At 68.0% G+C, this 16,449-nt stretch carries 14 protein-coding genes, 1 tRNA gene and 1 pseudogene; 5 read left to right on the forward strand and 11 right to left on the reverse strand.

The genetic code is table 11. The features are described 5' to 3' along the window. Nucleotides 1-128 precede the first annotated feature (128 nt). Nucleotides 129-1,250, forward strand: a complete 1,122-nt coding sequence (locus tag OZ403_RS33300; protein WP_268782653.1) for a sterol desaturase family protein — start codon at nt 129-131, stop codon at nt 1,248-1,250. Between the two features lie 21 nt (nt 1,251-1,271). Here the strand turns inward: OZ403_RS33300 and OZ403_RS33305 are convergent, their stop codons facing one another. The 4 genes and pseudogenes from OZ403_RS33305 to OZ403_RS33320 form a co-directional block, all read right to left on the reverse strand. Next, on the reverse strand, nt 1,272-2,075 hold the full coding sequence (locus OZ403_RS33305; RefSeq protein ID WP_268782654.1) for a hypothetical protein: 804 nt from the start codon (nt 2,073-2,075) through the stop codon (nt 1,272-1,274). A 187-nt stretch (nt 2,076-2,262) separates the two neighbouring features. After that, nucleotides 2,263-3,066 (reverse strand): DNA alkylation repair protein, encoded by an 804-nt coding sequence (locus OZ403_RS33310; RefSeq protein WP_268782655.1) that lies wholly within the window; start codon nt 3,064-3,066, stop codon nt 2,263-2,265. A gap of 278 nt (nt 3,067-3,344) precedes the next feature. Next, nucleotides 3,345-4,550, reverse strand: a pseudogene (locus OZ403_RS33315) (IS701 family transposase). A gap of 226 nt (nt 4,551-4,776) precedes the next feature. Beyond that, the gene (locus tag OZ403_RS33320; RefSeq protein ID WP_268782657.1) at nt 4,777-5,268 is read right to left on the reverse strand and encodes a GNAT family N-acetyltransferase; all 492 of its coding nucleotides are present in this window, start codon (nt 5,266-5,268) and stop codon (nt 4,777-4,779) included. Between the two features lie 291 nt (nt 5,269-5,559). Here OZ403_RS33320 and OZ403_RS33325 point away from each other — a divergent pair, with 291 nt between their 5' ends. Beyond that, nucleotides 5,560-6,117, forward strand: coding sequence for a hypothetical protein (locus tag OZ403_RS33325; RefSeq protein ID WP_268782658.1), 558 nt, complete (start codon nt 5,560-5,562; stop codon nt 6,115-6,117). A gap of 94 nt (nt 6,118-6,211) precedes the next feature. Here OZ403_RS33325 and OZ403_RS33330 read toward each other — a convergent pair. After that, nucleotides 6,212-6,288 (reverse strand) — tRNA-Pro (locus OZ403_RS33330). A gap of 253 nt (nt 6,289-6,541) precedes the next feature. On the opposite strand from OZ403_RS33330, the gene OZ403_RS33335 reads away from it, so the two are divergent. Continuing rightward, a complete protein-coding gene (locus tag OZ403_RS33335; RefSeq protein WP_044276566.1) occupies nt 6,542-6,928 on the forward strand; it encodes a response regulator in 387 nt (128 codons plus the stop codon). Nucleotides 6,929-6,940: 12 nt separating this feature from the next. Here the strand turns inward: OZ403_RS33335 and rpe are convergent, their stop codons facing one another. After that, entirely contained in the window at nt 6,941-7,600 is a 660-nt protein-coding gene (rpe, locus tag OZ403_RS33340; RefSeq protein WP_140795259.1) for a ribulose-phosphate 3-epimerase, read from the reverse strand. Between the two features lie 173 nt (nt 7,601-7,773). Between rpe and OZ403_RS33345 the strand changes: the two genes are divergently transcribed. Then, nucleotides 7,774-9,276, forward strand: coding sequence for a GAF and HD-GYP domain-containing protein (locus OZ403_RS33345; protein ID WP_140799959.1), 1,503 nt, complete (start codon nt 7,774-7,776; stop codon nt 9,274-9,276). Between the two features lie 4 nt (nt 9,277-9,280). Here the strand turns inward: OZ403_RS33345 and pyk are convergent, their stop codons facing one another. The 4 genes from pyk to OZ403_RS33365 all read right to left on the reverse strand — a co-directional run bounded on the left by pyk (nt 9,281) and on the right by OZ403_RS33365 (nt 13,649). Beyond that, nucleotides 9,281-10,714: a pyruvate kinase gene (gene pyk / locus OZ403_RS33350; RefSeq protein ID WP_140795261.1), complete on the reverse strand. Its 1,434-nt coding sequence runs from the start codon at nt 10,712-10,714 to the stop codon at nt 9,281-9,283. A 101-nt stretch (nt 10,715-10,815) separates the two neighbouring features. Then, nucleotides 10,816-11,736, reverse strand: a complete 921-nt coding sequence (locus OZ403_RS33355; RefSeq protein ID WP_140795262.1) for a hypothetical protein — start codon at nt 11,734-11,736, stop codon at nt 10,816-10,818. Nucleotides 11,737-11,854: 118 nt separating this feature from the next. Further along, nucleotides 11,855-13,312, reverse strand: a complete 1,458-nt coding sequence (locus tag OZ403_RS33360; RefSeq protein WP_140877318.1) for an NFACT RNA binding domain-containing protein — start codon at nt 13,310-13,312, stop codon at nt 11,855-11,857. Nucleotides 13,313-13,409: 97 nt separating this feature from the next. Then, a complete protein-coding gene (locus OZ403_RS33365; protein WP_020478039.1) occupies nt 13,410-13,649 on the reverse strand; it encodes a hypothetical protein in 240 nt (79 codons plus the stop codon). A 355-nt stretch (nt 13,650-14,004) separates the two neighbouring features. Here OZ403_RS33365 and OZ403_RS33370 point away from each other — a divergent pair, with 355 nt between their 5' ends. Continuing rightward, complete coding sequence (locus tag OZ403_RS33370) at nt 14,005-15,312, forward strand: glycoside hydrolase family 1 protein (RefSeq protein ID WP_268782659.1); 1,308 nt, start codon at nt 14,005-14,007, stop codon at nt 15,310-15,312. A gap of 61 nt (nt 15,313-15,373) precedes the next feature. Here the strand turns inward: OZ403_RS33370 and dusB are convergent, their stop codons facing one another. Next, nucleotides 15,374-16,387 carry a tRNA dihydrouridine synthase DusB gene (gene dusB, locus OZ403_RS33375; protein ID WP_140799961.1) on the reverse strand — a complete coding sequence of 338 codons (1,014 nt, stop codon included), beginning with the start codon at nt 16,385-16,387 and terminating at the stop codon, nt 15,374-15,376. Nucleotides 16,388-16,449: the final 62 nt, after the last annotated feature.

Consider the following 16,449-nt stretch of genomic DNA (forward strand, 5'->3'; position numbering starts at 1 on the left):
GCAGGTGATGGGGTCTGGCCTCTGGTGGAAGGTACACGCGACCACCGGAGCCAACGAGGCCGATGCTAGCCGCGGACGGGAAGTGGAATAGGCTTGCGCCAAGGCATTCTCTCTCAGGAAGACTCCCCTTGGACCTCCCCTTGACTCCTGCCCTGCGCATCAACCTGGGCAAGCGCGCTGGTGTCACCGGCGGCCTGTTGGGCGTGCTGTGCGTGTGCGTCGAATTCTGCTTTCTGTTTCCCCACTTGCTGGTGTCCAACGACGGCCGGGCCTTCTACGTGGAGCACCTGGGCGTGTTCCGGGGCATCCTCCAGGCCGCCATCGTCGCCACCTTCGCGCTGGGGGCCTTCAGCATGCTCACCTTGCGCTCCAAGGCGCATGGCGGCATCGCCATGCTGCTCGCGCTGGTGGCCATGCTGCTGGGCGGCAGCCAGGCGGAGCCGCTCACCCACCAGCCGCGTGCGCTGAGCGCGGGCCTGGACTATTTCGCGCTGGAGCTCCTCGTGTTGGGGCTCCTGTTCATCCCCATGGAGCGGCTGTGGGGGCTTCACCCGCAGCGCATCTTCCGCGAGGGCTGGCAGACAGACCTCAAGCACTTCTTTGTCAGCCACGTGGGCGTACAGCTCATCTCCTTCTCGGTGATGATTCCGGTGCAGGTCTTCTTCTCCTGGGCGGTGCGCATGGACTTCCAGGCCCATGTGGCCGCGCAGCCCGTGTGGCTGCAATTCTTCGAAATCCTCCTGGTGGTGGACCTGGTGAGTTACTGGGTGCACCGCGCCTTCCACCAGGTGCCGTGGATGTGGAAGTTCCACGCCATCCACCACTCCAGTCAGCAGATGGACTGGCTGGCCAGCTCGCGCTCTCACCTGGTGGACGTGCTCGTCAACCGGTTCGCGGGGTTCATCCCGGTGTTCCTGCTGGGCTTCAGCGCGGCCGCCATCTACGGCTACCTCGTTTTCGTGTCCTTCCACGCCGTCTACATCCGCGCCAACGTGAGCCACCGCTGGCCCTATCTCCGTTGGGTGTTCGCGACGCCCGAATTCCACCACTGGCACCACACGTCCGACGAGGAAGGCATCGACAAGAACTTCGCTGTCTTCCTGTCCTTCATTGATGCGATTTTCGGCACCGCGCATCTGCCCGAGCACTGGCCGTCGCGGTATGGAACGACGAAGTTCCAGCCTCCAGAGACCTACCTGGGTCAGCTCGCCTACCCGTTCCAACGGCACGAAGAAACGCCTTACGGATAGAAATGAAACTCGATTCCGGGTTCAAGCGCGAGGGCCGCCTTCAGTGTCGTCGGTGTCCGCATGGACGCCTGCCCCGCCCATTCCGACGGCTCCAGCGCCACCTCCGCCGCCGGCACCACCTCCCCCTCGTCCACCGCCCTTGCCCCCTCCTCCGCCACTGGGACGCAATGGGCCCTGGTCGGGAATCGCGACCCCATGGGGGATGGGCTCGAGGTCGAGTGCCCGGCGGATGAAATCGCGCAGCGATACGACCAGCCGCGCGGTGCCGACCTTGCGCCCGGCGACCATGTCCGCGGCAGCCTCCGCGGCGAGCCGCACCTGCTCCTCGGTGCCGAGCAGCATCACATCCGACAGCGCCGCCTCGACCGCGTCGCGCGTGCGCCAACGGCGTTCGAGCGCCGGGTGGTCGAGCGACGACGCAAGCACGAGGCCCTGGTCGGGCTCCTGTTCGAGTGGCTCGCCAGCCGCGAGCCGACGGCGCATGTCGCGCAGATGGGTCGGGTCCACGACGAGCTCACCGGTGAATGAGCCGCCGAGTGTCTTGTATGCGGAGATCAGCGTCTTCAGCCGCTCGTTGATCTGACGGTTCTCGCGTTCGCGTCGGCGCTGCACGGTCTGCATCACCAACAGGCGGATGCTGACGACGACCAGCGACACCAGCACGAGGCTGGCCAGCGTCGCCGCGAGGCCACGCCAGGAAGTGAAGTCGAGAGAGCTCATCATCGGCGCGACGATAGCGCGTCCACCGCACGGTCGCCGCGACGCGCTCGCGTGTGCCGCTGACCCGTCTTGCTGAGGAAGTGCTGCCACGGTGGAGTCCTTCACCCAGCAGCCCCCCTGTGGCCGTGGTGGCGGCGGGCAATCACGCGCTCGCCGCCCATGCCGACCTCTTCGCCGAGTGGGCGCAATCCCCAAGCACCACGCTCCGGGTGAAGCAGGCGTTGTGCCGAGCCTGGCGCAGCCACGACCCACAACTCTCTGCCGCCCTCCTCAAGCAAGGCGGCCAGGGACGTCAGCGCGCCCGCGTTCTGGCGGAGGGGTTCTTCGCGGCGCTCTTCTTCCTGGCCGCAGCGACCTTCGCCTTCGCGACGGCCGGCTTCCCTTCGCCGCGCGGTGCCTTCGCCTTTGCGACCGCCTCCATCGCTTTTCGGGCTTCGGTCTTCTCACCTTTCCGCAGCGCGAGCGCCGCGGCGATCCACTCCGGTGCGTAGCTCGAAGTGCACCCCTTCGGAATCGGTCGCGGGTCCCAGCGACCGAGGCGCTCGCCGATGGCGATGGCCTCCGAGGTGTACGCGGGCAGGTGGAGGCCGATCCAGACCAGGCAGAAGTTGATGCCCTCCTTCACCCGGTACGGTGCATCCGGAAGCTCACGCTCAATGCGCTCGAGCGTCGCGCCTACGTCGAGTTCCTTCTCGAGGCCTCGCGCAATGCGCCCGGCAAGAAGCTTCCATCCGGCGCGGCGAGGTAGTTCCTTGCTGCCGTCCATCCACTTCTCCTGAAGCCTCGGGGCGACGAGCGTATGCACGAGCACGCGGCCGACGAGTTCGTCGACCAGGGTCGGGTTCGAGAGTGGCTCGAGGAGCCCGCGTGCCTCCTTCTCAGTGAGCGCCGCGGGATCGAGGAGCATGCACGCGAGGATGCGCGCATCGTGATTGCCAGTCCCCCACAGCTCCAGTCCGAGCCCGTGGTTCGTCCCCAACGTCGCTGCCAGGCCACGGATTTTGCCGAGCAGCACACCAAAGACATTGTCGACCACCCCGTCGCGCACGTAGCGCTGGCGCACCTTCTCGTCACCATGGCTCTCGAGCAGCTTCATCACCTGGGACAGCGACATTGTTTTTGGCACGGGGAGCACCTCGACGGGCGGTGGATTGAGAGCGGCTGGAAGGGTGGCACGACAGGCGCCCACGGTCGAGGAACGCGTCCCTAGCACTACTGCGTCAGGGGCCCGAGGGGTGGACGGGGAGACCGGACAGGCGAGGTGAGGCGTGGTGGTGGTTGGTGCGGTGGCAGGTGGGGCAGCGAGGCAACCAGGTAGCAATCACTCGCGCCATGGCAAGCCGTGCAGTGATGAAGCTGTCGCGGAAGTGGCGCTCAGGCCGAGAGTGACTGCGCGTGGGCGTCAGCCGCCCTTCGGGCCGAGGGGGAAAACGCCGCGTGCGTTCCGACACGAGGAAGGCGTAGCAACACAGCGCGACGGAGACATGGTGATGCCAGCCAGGGAAGCGGCGGCCTTCGTAATGGTCCAGCCCCAGCTCCCCCCTTGAGGTCTTCGTAGACGCGTTCGGTTCTCCATCGCTGCATCACCAGACGGATGAGCTGCCTCTTCGTCCGGCCATGTGGCAGGGATATCAGAAAGTAGTTGGCGGGCTCGGGCTCACCGTCTCGCCACTCGATGAGCAACGCCAGGGGCTCCTGCTCTCGCAGGGGGACGCCCGCGGCGACGACGCGGCGCAGGGCAAATCGTGCCGACAAGGCGTCTTGCGTGCCCTGGCGCCAGGTGCACCGTCGGAAGCCGCCTCGTTCATGAATGCGCCAGGCCAGGTCCGAAACGCTTCGCGCGTCCTTTCGGGGACGGCCCTTCGTATCCAGGAGGCAGACGGTCGTCTGCGCAGACACCGCGACTGCGTACTGCAATCCCAGCGCGCGAAGGCGCGCACGGAAGTCGCTGGCATTGCCATAGGCGCTGTCCGCCAGGAGGACACCTGGCGCCACCCCGTCCTCCACGGCCCGCTCAATCATGCGCAGCGCCAGTTGGGGCTTGGTTTTGAAGGAAACCTCGGCGGGGATGCGGGCCTCGCGGCGACGCGCCTCGTCGTTGGCCCAGCACTCGGGGAGGTACAGCTCGAAGTCGACGGGCAGGTGCTCGGTACGAGTGGTCACGCTGAGGCTGACGCCAATCTGGCAGTTGGCCACCTTCCCCGCCGAGCCGGTGTACTGCCGCTGGACGCCCACCGAGTGCTTGCCCTGCTTGAGGAAGCCCGTGTCGTCCACAATCCAGGCTTCCACCGACTCCCGCCGCGTCATCGCCTCCAGCGCGTACCTCGCCGCCTGGCGCCTCACATCCCGGTCGCTCCACCTTGAGTCCACCGCGAAGTGCAGCAGTCGCTGGTGCATGGCATCCACCCGCTCGGGGTCCGGACACGCCCGGGCGGCAATTGGCTCCACGCTCTTGCGCTCCCCATCCCCCAGCAGGCCCATGGCGTAGAGGGCGAACGAGCCGCGCCGGCTCTCCTCGCCCAGTACCTCGCCGATTTGCTGGAAATACCTCTCAATCCGCTGCACCGCGGCGGCGCTCATGAAGGAGTCCATACCCGCTTCATGAGTGGGGCGGATGGCGGCCGATGCAATGAGGGCCTGCCCGCCCAGCCCTCCGTCGCCCACTCCCCCTTCGGCCTACCCCTAACGCAGTAGTGCTAGTAGGGCCGCTTGGGCCGGCATGTTCCCCGAGGGACAGCACAGCCGCTGCTCCGACACGGCGCACAGCCCGCGTGTCACCCTCCCGCGGCCCTTCCTGGCCCCTCACTCAAGGAGTTCTATAAACAACCCCCTCATCACCATGAAACGCCATGGCCTTCCAATAGACCATCCCAATCTTCTCAAGCACCCTCACGGAGGCAGTGTTGGCCTTCATGGCACGGCCAATGATGGTCTTCATTTGCAGATGACTCAACCCATAATCAAGACTGGCCCTTGCAGCTTCGGTAGCATAGCCTCTATCCCAGTGCTTCCTGAAGAACCGGAAGCCAACATCACACTCATCGACTTCTGGACTGTACTTGAGTCCACACCAGCCCAAGAACTCGCCATCTTCTTTTCGGATAACCGCCCATCGGCCAAAACCGTACTTCTCATAGTGGTCATAGCCTCTCAGAAACTCCCTTGCTGCCGCGATATCAGCAAACGCCTCATCGCCCGTATAGCGAATGACTTCGGGGTCGGCATTGAGCAGGTAAAAACTTTCGGCATCCGCCGGGATGAATTCGCGAATCAGGAGGCGCGGCGTCTGCATCACCATAACGAAACCCACTCTTCTCTCTTTTATCAATCATCACGACCATCTGCTTATCAAGCCAATGTAACTCCAGAGCGATACGGCTCTGACGCCACATCACGGAGCCCTGGGGATGAATTCTCAGGCCCCCCCCCTGGCATGTGCCCCGAGGGGCGGCATAGCCGCTGCTCCGGCCCGACGCACAGCTCGCGTGTCACCCTCCTGCGGCCCTTCTTGGCCCCTCTTCACCAGCCCGCCGGACTCAACAGGGCGCATATCCGTCCGATACTTTGGCTCGTGGCAGGTTCGAGCACCATGAATCTGTCGCCCTTGAACGAGGGGCTCCGCACGAAGGTCGAGCAGCGGATGCGCACGAAGCCGGAGTTCACACCGTTCATCGGACGCATTCTCGAAATGCGCGCCGCAGCCAAGTCCGATGAGGAGCGCGCCCGCCACGACCGGCAGTTGGAGCGTCTCATCAGACCGAGCCGCATCCGCGAGCGGCTCGGCCTCGCGCTCCTCGCGGTCTGCGGCGCGCTCCTGGGCTATGCCATCTACATCGATCAGCAGGTGGAGCACGCCGCGGCAGCAGGCACGCCGACGACAGCCCAGGTGGAGCGGATGGAGCCGGGGGGCTGCCTCATCGGCACGAAGACGGAGCACTGCTTGACGTTGACGGTCAAGCGCTATCCGGCCTCGGGTGCGCCGTACTCGGCCTCGTTCACCCAGCGCATCCCGCTCGAATGGCTGGCACGGGTGCAGCCGGGTTCGTGGCTCACGGTAGCGGTGGCTCCCGCGGAGCCGCAGAAGGTGACGTTCGACGTGCGCACCATGTACGTCGCGCCGCCAGCGCCGCCCGCTTCCGCGCAGTGAGGGGCATGTGGACCTCGGGCTGGAGGGAGCGACGCCAGAGGCTCCAAAACGAAACGGGCTGGAGACCTTGCGATCTCCAGCCCGCTTCATGACGTGGTCGGGGAGACAGGATTTGAACCTGCGACCCCTTGGTCCCGAACCAAGTGCTCTACCAGGCTGAGCCACTCCCCGATATGTCGCCTCGCCGGACGGTCCTTCTCGGGACCGGCGAAGTGCGGGCGGTAGTACCCGAGCCGCCCAGCCGAGTCAACGTCCTCGGATCACCTTTTCTTCCGCCCCTCCCCGCCCAGAGGGAGCTGGCAGCCGGGCGATGCCCGGGTGCCCCCCGACTCCGCTTCCCAAGACCACGAATTTCCTGTACTCCCGGACAGTTTCCCCTCCTGCTACACTCACGAGGCAGCCTGCATTGTTGCACCGCGATGCCATGACGCCGCCCCCCGTCGTCCTCATCTCCGATGACGAGCCCCTCATCGTCTCCGCCCTCGCCCGCGAGGGGAAACGGTCCGGGCTGAACTGCATCTCGGACACCACGTCCGAGCGCGTCCTGGAGCTCGCCCGCGAACACCGGCCGGCCGTCATCATCCTGGACATCAACCAGCACCAGGACGGCCGGGACCTGCTCGCCCAGCTCAAGCAGGACCCCAACACCCGCGACTGCAAGGTCATCATCCTCAGCGCCGTCGAGGACCAGTTCACCCGCCACGTCTGCTTCGAGCTCGGCGCCGACGATTACGAGGTGAAGCCCTTCGACCCCACCTTCATGACCCGCGTCGCCCGGCTCGCCTCCTCCGTGGCGCGCCCTCGCACCTGAAGTCAGCCGGCCTCACGGGCGCAGCGAGCGGATGGCCTCCGCGTAGTCCTTCGAGCCGAAGACGTAGCTGCCCGCCACCAGCACCGTGGCCCCGGCCTCCACCACCCGCTTCGCCGTGGTGGCGTTGATGCCGCCGTCCACCTCGATGTCCACGTCCTTCAGCCCGCGCGCATCCAACATCCCGCGCAGCCGGCGCACCCTCTCCACTGTGGACTCGATGAAGCTCTGCCCGCCGAAGCCCGGGTTCACGCTCATCAGCAGCACCATGTCCACGTCGCCCAGCACCTCCTCGATTGCCGACAGCGGCGTGCCCGGGTTCAACACCACCGCCGGCTTCGCCCCCGCATTGCGAATCTGCTGAAGCGTCCGGTGCAGGTGCGGACTGGCCTCCACGTGCACCGTCAACACGTCCGCCCCCGCCTTCACGAAGGCCTCCACGTAGCGCTCCGGCTCCACAATCATCAGGTGCACGTCCAACGGCTTCGTCGCCACCCGCTTGATGGCCTCCACCACCACGGGTCCAATCGTGATGTTCGGCACAAAGCGGCCATCCATGACATCCACGTGAATCCAATCCGCACCAGCGGCTTCGATGGCGCGGACCTCTTCGGCCAAGCGGCCGAAGTCACAGGACAAAAGCGAAGGAGAGATGCGAACGGGGCGGCGGCTCATGCCGCGCTTCATAACCGCAACCCGCGCGCTGGCTAAGGCCGAACGCAACGCGACGACGTCCACCAGACAGCCAGGGACCTGCCAAGTGGGTCCTCCAAGGCAGCGTGCTGTCTACCCGTGCTAGAACTTTGTAGCCCTTCGCGGCCGCTGGCCGCTTCTCACGGAGCCGCCTGGTGCTCGCTCAACCCGCCCCACAGCCCGAGCTGAACCGCCGCCTGGCGAAGCTCACGTCCATCCTGGATGTCGCGAAGGCGATGAGCGCCGAGCGCGACCTCGACCTGCTCCTGCCGCTCATCCTCTTCGAGGCCACCAAGGTGGTGGAGGCGGACCGCTGCTCGCTCTTCATCCTGGACCGCGAGCGCAGCGAGCTGTGGAGCAAGGTGGCCCAGGGCTCCAAGAGCGAAATCCGCCTCCCGGTGGGCAGCGGCGTCGCCGGACAGGTGGCCCAGACGGGCGCCGTCATCAACATCCCCGACGCCTACGCCGACGCCCGCTTCAACCGCTCGTTCGACGTCTCCAGCGGCTACCAGACGAAGACCATCCTCTGCGTCCCCATGCGTGACGCCGGCGGCGAGGTGACGGGCGTCATCCAGGCCCTCAACAAGCTGGACGGCGCCAGCTTCAACGCCGAGGACGAGGAGCTGCTGCTCGCCCTGGGCGCCCAGGCCGCGGGCGCCATCGAGAACGCCCTCCTCCACGAGGACATCAACCGCCTCTTCGAGGGCTTCGTCTCCGCCTCCGTCGTCGCCATTGAATCCAGAGACCCGACCACCGCCGGTCACTCCGGGCGCGTGGCCGACCTCACCGTGGCCCTGGCCCAGGTGCTCGAACACCTGTCCACCGGCCCCTACGCCCACACGCGATTCTCCGCCGGGGAGATTCAGGAGCTGCGCTACGCCTCGCTGCTCCACGACTTCGGCAAGGTGGGCGTGCGCGAGCCAGTGCTCGTGAAGGCGGAGAAGCTCTACCCCCATGAGCTCGAAGGCCTGCGCGCCCGCTTCCAGCTCGCCCGGAAGGACTTGCAGCTCCAGAGCTACCGCCGCCGCCTGGAGGCGGTGAAGATTCGCGGCCAGGCGAACCTGGCGGAAATCGAGGCCGAGGAAGAGGAGCGGCTCGCCCGCGAGTCGTGGCAGCTGGACGAGGTGCTGGAGTTCATCCTCTCCTGCAACCGCCCCACCGTGCTCGCGCAGGGCAACTTCGAGCGCCTCCACGAGTTGGGCGCGCTGCGCTTCCTGGATGCCCACGACAAGGCCCAGCCGCTGCTGCTGCCCGGGGAAATCCAGTCGCTCTCCATCGCCCGCGGCACGCTCTCTCCCGAGGAGCGCCGCGAAATCGAGAGCCACGTCGAGCACACCTACCGCTTCCTGTCCCAGATTCCGTGGACGCGCACGCTGCGCCGGGTGCCGGAGATTGCCTACGCCCACCACGAGAAGCTGGATGGCACCGGCTACCCCCGCGCGGAGAAGGACATCCCCGTCCAATCCCGGATGATGTCCATCTGCGACATCTACGACGCGCTCACCGCCAGCGACCGGCCCTACAAGAAGGCCGTGCCACACACGCTCGCGCTCGACATCCTCCGGCGCGAGTCCGACGCCGGGCAACTGGACCCGGCGCTCTATACCGTCTTCATCGAGGCCGACATCCCCCGGAAGGTCCTCCAGGGAATCAAGTAGCCGCTCAGCCTTCGATGGTGTGCAGGCGCAGGCTGTTGATTTTACCCGGCTGCCCCACCGGCGCGCCGAACACGATGACGATGCGGTCGCCCTTGCGGCCCAGGCCCCGCGCCAGGAGCTCTTCCTCCACGCGCTTCACCATGGCCTCGGTGTCCTGGATGGGCTCCAGCACGCGCGGCACCACGCCCCACAGCAGCGACAGCCGGCGGCGCACTTCCTGGTTGGGGCTGAAGGCGACAATCGGCACCGTGGGCCGGTAGTGCGACAGCAGGCGCGCCGTCACACCCGACAGCGTGAAGGCCGCGATGAGCGAGGCATTGCTCGCCTTGGCCGCCTCGCAGGCCACGCGCGCGATGACGTCCGGGAAGTGGTTGGGCAGCCCCAGCGGCGTCTCCAGCACGCGCATCAGCGACTGCGTCGTGCGCGCGGAGGACTCGGCCGCCAGGATGATGCGCTCCATCATCTGCACGGACTCGATGGGGAACTTGCCGCTGGCCGTCTCGCCCGACAGCATCACCGCGTCCGCGCCGTCGAACACGGCGTTGGCCACGTCGCTGGCCTCGGCGCGCGTGGGGCGCGGGTTGTCAATCATGGAGTTCAGCATCTGCGTAGCCACGATGACGGGCAGGCCACGCAGGTTGGAGCGCCGGATGATGTCCTTCTGGACGGCCGGCACTTCCTCGGGGGGAATCTCCACGCCCAGGTCGCCGCGCGCCACCATGACGCCGTCCGTCTTGTCCAGGATGGCGTCCAGCCGGGCAATGGCCTCCGGCTTCTCCAGCTTGGCGATGATGGGCACCGTGCGGCCCACCTCCGCCATGGCCTGGCGCGCGGTGTCCAGGTCGGAAGGCTGGCGCACGAAGGACAGCGCGATGTAGTCCACGCCGGCCTTGATACCGAACACCAGGTCCTCGCGGTCCTTCGGCGTCAGCGCCTCCGCGCGCACCGCCACGCCCGGCAGGTTGATGCCCTTGTTGTTCTTCAGCGTGCCGCCGTGGATGACCTGCGTGCGGATGAGCTTCTGCTTGTCCGTCTCCAGGACCTTCAGCTCCAGCAGGCCGTCATCCAGGAGGATGCGGTCCCCCGGATTCACGTCCGCGGCCAGGAACGGGTACGTCGTGGACACGATTTCGTCCGTGCCCGGAACCGTTTCGTCCGTGGTGATGTGGAAGGTGCCGCCCTCCTTCAGCTCGGTGCTGCCCTTCACGAAACGGCCGGTGCGAATCTTCGGGCCTTGCAGGTCACCGAGGATGCCCACCGCCTTGCGGACCTTCAGCGACGCGGCGCGCAGCTTCGCGATGTTCTCCGCGTGCTGCTCGTGGCTGCCGTGGGAGAAGTTCAGGCGAGCCACGTCCATGCCGTTCTCCAGGAGCGCTTCGAGCATCTCCTGGCTCTGGCTGGCGGGACCGAGGGTGCAGACAATCTTCGCTCTTCGCATAGAGCCCGTGAGGATGGGTTTCCCTCACGGCAGCGTCAAGCACGCTGCATGGGCCGCTTCGCTCGGTAAAACGGTAAATGAGCCAGCGAACGGCGCGGCGCTCAACCGCGCAACAGCACGCCCAGGTTCTCCCGCTCCCAACGCAGTGCGGCGGCGTAATGCGGGAATGTTCGCTCGCGTTCGCGGAAGGCACGCGGGTGATGCACGCGGCGGCCACCCCGGCCCGTGCTCGGGAAGAGCTGGTGGAGCATCTCGTGGAAGATGATGAACTCCACGAAGAAGGAAGGCACCTCGGGGGTGTCCAGCGCCGGGTGGATGCGAATCTCACGCGTCTGGTGGTCGTAGACGCCCAGGCGGATGGACTTGCGACGGCGGCGCGGAGGCATGCGCCCCCAGCCAATCCGGGCCTGGATGAGGCCCTGGAAAAAATCTCGGTTGGTGGTGTCGTAAAGCGCCTGGAGGTCGAAACAGCGCCCGCGCGGATTGAGGTCCGCGTCGGATTCGCGGCGCATCTGACGGATGCGCGGCTGCTGACCGCGGATGTACTCGTCCAGGATGGCGCCCGCGGTGCGGTGCCCCCGGCCCGCGTAGTCCGCCACCGCGCGCACCACCGGCTCCGGCGCGTCCAGGAACATGTGGTGCAGCCGCAGCGCCAGCACCGCGGAGCCCCGGCGGAAGGACACCATGGTGGAGCGGTTGTCCGTCACCGACAGGCGCACCGGCATGCCCAGCTCGGCGCTCAGCCGCCAGGCCAGCGATTCAGCCCGGGTCCACAGCTCCTCCCGCGTGGGCGGGCGCGAGACGATGCGGGGTGCCTCGTCGGGCAGGAGGTTGCGCTGCGGCGTGGGCACGGGCGGTGCGACGGGCCGCGGCGCGGGCGCCACGGGTGCGGCAGGTCCCCCCTCGGGCCGGGGTGCGGCCGTTCCCTCTGCGGCGCGGCTGGCGGCAGAGAGACCTCGAGGGAAGAGCGACGTCTGGCGAAATTGCTCGGGGGACACGCGGCTGCGCATCGTACCCCGCACTTCCGGGGACTCAAGGGCGGCGGTCCCCTGCTCGCCTCCTCACCGTCAGCCCGTCAACCGCGCTCACACGCAGCGTCCACTAACAGGAGGGAAAGGCAGGCGAGCGTACGACGCGCCCTCACGGTGCGGGCGGCTCCGCGTGCCGGGACTTGAGGAGCCGCTCCAGGCGCTCGGGCTCCATGCGCACCACGAAGGTCTTCTCGCGCGTGAAGGTCACCTGCCCCGGCGCGCCGCCCTTCACCTTGCGCACGAACTTCGCGGGCACGTAGCTCACCTCACCGCGCGGCTCGCCCTTGGCCCCGGAGTGGTGCAGCGCCAGGTGCGCCGCGTCCAGCAAGACCTCCTGCGCCACCTCCTGCCCCTTCTCCAGCGGCAGCACCACGTGGCTGCCCGGTACACCGCGCGCGTGGAGCCACAGATGCCAGGGCCTGGCCACCTTGAAGGTGAGCGCGTCGTTGTCCTCCGAGCCGCGCCCCACCCAGATGCGCGCCCCGCCATGGCCCACGTACTCCTTGAAGGGCCGGCCCTCCTGCGCGCCCTCGCCCCCACTGGGGAGCTGAAGCACTTCCGCCTGCGCCAGCAGCGCGGCGTCCTCCATCCGCTCAATCTGCGCGAGCGCCTGCTGCGCGTGCGCCACCTCGCGCGCCAGCTCCGCCTCGCGGTGACGCGCCTGCTCCACGCCCCGCAGCAGCCGCCGGTACTGGTGGAAGTGCCAGTCCGCCTCCTCCTTCGGGGTGCGCTTCGGGTCCAGCGTCACCCGGACCTCCTTCGCGCCCTCCTCTGTATAGGCGGTGAGCACCGCCTCGGTGGCGCCCCGCTTGAGGCGGTAGAGGTTCTGCGCCAGCAGCTCGCCCACTTCGCGGTGCTTCTCCGCATCCGGGCCGCGGGCCGCCTCGGCGCGCACCTTCTCCAACGTGCGGGAGGCGCGCTTGAGGCGCGCGCGGTACGGCTGCGCCAACCGGCGGCGGATGGTCTCCGAGCGGCTGGCCTTGTCGCGCGCTCCGAGCAGGCGCTCCGCGGCCTGGGAATACGGCAGCGCATCCGAGTCCTGGGGAGCGAGCCGCGAGGGTTGGCTCCGGGCCTTCTCGCGGGCCTCGGGCGGCGGCGGCTCCGGCGGCGCCCACGCCGCGCCCGGATGCAGCCCCCGACGCTGCGCGAAGCCTTCACCGGAGAGCATCAGTACGCGGCCGTTGTCGCTGAGCAGCAGCAGACCACCGGGCGCGCCCACCTCCAGGAGGAGGCGCCTGCGCACGTCCTCGCGCTCGAAGTCGAAGGCCACCACGCGCTCGGCTTCCATGAAGCGGGCGCCCTGGAGCTTGAAGCCTGTCAGCTCCTGACGCAGCCACCGCTGGAAGGGGGCGGGCTCGCCCGGCGTGGGGAAGCGATCATCCGCCACGGACACCCGGGCCAGGTCACCTTCCGCGCACAGGCACAACAGGATGGATCTGCCCGGGACGCGAAGTTCCACGTAGGCGAGCCTGGGAAGGGGACACCAGGCCTTCTGCGCCACCGCGCCAGTGAGGCGCTCTGCCACCTCCGCCACCACCTGCTCCAGCTCCACGGGACGCAGCGACATGGGGCACTCCGGGTCCTGAAAATGAAAACGGCCCGGCGGGTTTCGCCGAGCCGTTCACCGGACGTCAACTACCGTCCGCTCATGACGACGGGACTGCTCAGGACTCCGGCGTAACCGGGGCCGCCACCGTCTTGGCCTTGGTGGTGCGCTTGCGAGCCGGGGCCTTCTTGGCCGCCTTGCGGGTGGTCTTCTTGGCGGCCGCCTTCTTGGTCGCGGTCTTGCCAGCCGTCTTGCGAGCGGTCGTCTTCTTCGCCGACTTCGCCGCCTTCGTGGCCTTCGCGGTCTTGGCAGCCTTCTTGGTCGCGGACTTCGCAGCGGTCTTCTTCTTAGCGGCCATCAGAATCCTCCAGTTCAGTGGTTGGCCCCAGGTCAACCGAGGCCCTGCACTCTTCTTGATGGGAGTGAGTGCTTGAAGTGAATGGTACGGGCGACATGCCAGTGTGTCAACGCATGGTGATGTATTGCATCGCGTGCGAGGCCGATTTTTCGGCATCGAGCGCGTCCGGAGGTGCCGAACGCCACCTCGCGGACACTCGCGAGCGCATCCGAGGTGTCGCGCGCGAGGCCGAGTTTCCGGCTCCGGACACGTTTCGGCCACTTTCGAGCACGACGTTGGCGCATGCCGCGGCGCATGCGCGCGAGCGACGCGGCGCTTTTCGTCGTGGGGTGCGGCGTCTACGGTTCGCCACCACATGAGCGCCACCGAGCAGACCTTCCCCGCGGACTTCACCTTCGGCGTCGCGACCGCCGCGTACCAGGTGGAGGGCGGCATCGAGAACGACTGGGCCGAGTGGGAACGCGCCGGGAAGCTGAAGGAGCCGGACGCTCGCTGCGGCCCCGCGGTGGACCACTGGAACCGCTACGAGGAGGACTACGCCCTGGCCCGGGCGGTGGGCGCCACCGCGTTCCGCATCTCCCTGGAGTGGGCGCGCATCGAGCCGGAGCGCGGGCGCTTCGACGAGGCGGCGCTGGAGGCCTACCGGGAGCGACTCCTGAAGATGAAGGCCCATGGCCTGCGGCCGGTGGTGACGCTCCACCACTTCACGCACCCCACCTGGTTCCACCGGGAGACGCCGTGGCACCAGCCGGCCAGCGTGGACGTCTTCCGGCGGTACGCGAAGCGGTGCGCGGCGCTGCTGGAGGGGCTGGACGCGCTGGTCATCTCCTTCAACGAGCCCATGGTGCTGCTGTTGGGGGGCTATCTGCAGGGCGCCATTCCTCCGGGCCTCGCGGATGGCCCCACCACCATGCGGGCCATGGAGAACCTGGTGCGCTCGCACGTGGCCGCCCGGGAGGAGCTGTTGTCCCGGCTGGGCCGCGTGGAGCTGGGCATTTCCCAGAACATGCTCGCCTTCGCACCGGACCGCTGGTGGCACCCGCTGGACCGCGCGCTGGTGAGGCTCGGGGCCCAGGCCTACAACCATGCGTTCCACGAGGCGCTGGCCACCGGCAAGCTGCGCGTCACCATGCCGGGCGTGGCCTCCACGCGCGTGGACATCCCTGGCGCGCGGGACTCCGTGGAGTTCATCGGGGTGAACTACTACACCCGCGCGCACCTGCGCTTCGTGCCGCGCCCGCCCTTCATCGAGTTCAAGTACCGGGACATCCACGGCCGGGGCCTCACCGACATCGGATGGGAGGACTGGCCGGAGGGCTTCCTCCAGACGCTGCGCGACGTGAAGCGCTACGGGAAGCCGGTGTGGATTACGGAGAACGGCATCGACGACCGCGTCGGCACCCGCCGGCCCCACTACCTCCATTCCCACCTGGCCCAGGTGCTGGCTGCGCGCGCGCAGGGCGTGGACGTGCGCGGCTACCTCTATTGGAGCCTGCTCGACAACTTCGAGTGGCTGGAGGGCTGGGGCCCGCGCTTCGGCCTCTACCACGTCGACTTCGACACGCTCCGCCGCAGCCCCACGCCCGCGTGTGACTACTTCCGCGCCGTGGCCACCGAACGGAAGCTGGTGCCGCCAGACGCGGTCCGCGACTCGAGCGCTTGAGCGGCGCGCCGCCCACGAAGGGCACGGGCTCCCTCCTTATATATAGAGAAGCGCCGTGCCCTCAGCCCAGGGCCGCCCGGTAGTCCACGTCCTGCTCCCCACCGGGGCCCGCGAGGTCCACCTGGGCCGCGGTGAAGAAGCGGCGCACGCAGTCCTCCACCGCTGACGGCACGTCCAGGCCGTTCACCTCCGCACGGAAGGCCGCGGCACCGTACAGGCCGTGGGCGTACCACGCCAACTGCTTGCGGAAGGAGCGCACGGCGCCCAGCGGGTCCCCCATGAAGTCCAGGTGCGCCCGGAAGTGGGTCAGCACCAGTTCGCAGCGCTCGCGCGGCGTGGCGGGCGGGCCCCCGAGCAGCTCGCGGAAGATCCACGGGTTGCCCAGCGCGGCGCGGCCAATCATCACGAAGTCGCAGCCGGTGGTCTCCAGCATGCGCGCCGCGTCCGCGGGCGTCTTCACGTCCCCGTTGCCGATGATGGGCAGCTCCGGGAAGTGGCGCTTGAGGTCGGCGATGACGCTCCAGTCCGCCTGCCCCGAATAGCCCTGCTCGCGCGTGCGGGGGTGGATGGCCAGCCCCGCGCAGCCCGCCTCCTGGAGCGCGCCAGCCACCTGAAGATAGTTCAGGCTGCGGGCGTCCCAGCCCGAGCGAATCTTGCAGGTGACGGGCAGGCCGGTGGCCTCGCGGATGCGCCGGACGATGTCCGCCGCGCGGGGCACGTCACAGAGCAGGCCGCTGCCCGCCCCGTTCTTCACCACCTTCTTCACCGGGCAGCCCATGTTGATGTCGATGATTTGCGCGCCCGCCTCGCGCCCCACCACCGCCGCCCGGGCCATGGCGTCCGGTTCGCCGCCGTAGATTTGGAGCGAGTAGGGCCGCTCCACCTCGGCGTCGTAGCGCAGGTACTTCAACGTCCGCTGGTTGGCGCGCATCAGCCCCTGCGAGCTGACGAGCTCGGTGGGACAGAGCGCCGCGCCCAGACGGAAGGCGAGCACACGGAAGGGCATCTCGCTCACCCCGGCCATGGGGGCCAGGATGTACGGATTCGGCAGGGTGTAGGGACCAAGCTGCGGCATGAAGGGCGGGGAACCTAGCGGATTTGCCCGGGACATGGCGGAGACGGTGAGCAAGTGCCTGC

It is taken from the genome of Myxococcus sp. NMCA1 (assembly GCF_026810205.1).
Taxonomy (GTDB): Bacteria; Myxococcota; Myxococcia; order Myxococcales; family Myxococcaceae; genus Myxococcus; species Myxococcus xanthus_A.